At 41.7% G+C, this 362-nt stretch carries 1 protein-coding gene; it reads right to left on the bottom strand.

Annotated features, from left to right (window positions below):
• The coding region (locus H4J67_RS20085) for an Ig-like domain-containing protein (protein ID WP_182204941.1) at positions 1–362 on the bottom strand (362 nt) is incomplete at both ends.

Raw genomic sequence — 362 nt, 5'->3', positions numbered from 1 at the left:
GTAGTATCTTCTGCAACAGAGACAGTTTCATTATCATCGCTCAGATCAGAAACTGGTGTCACTGAAATCGTTAAGGTAGAAGTCTGTGTATCACCTGCACCGTCAGTAACGCTATAAGTAATAACAGGCACAGCACCGTTGAAATTATCATTAGGTGTGAAGGTATAGCTACCGTCTGCATTTAAGATGAGTTCACCTTCAGCAAGGGTAACCGTATCACCTGCATTGTACGTATTTCCACCAACCGTAAAGCTTGTAACAGTTAGTGGACCGTCTGCAGTTTCTGCGTTATCAAGCACATTACCTGTAGCAATTGTATCTTCAGCTATCGTAACCGTTTCACTATCATCACTTAAATCTGA

The organism is Colwellia sp. BRX10-4, assembly GCF_014077465.1.
Lineage (GTDB): Bacteria > Pseudomonadota > Gammaproteobacteria > Enterobacterales > Alteromonadaceae > Colwellia_A.
Note: the sequence above shows the minus strand (reverse complement) of the source record. Positions and strands in the feature narration are given on the sequence as shown.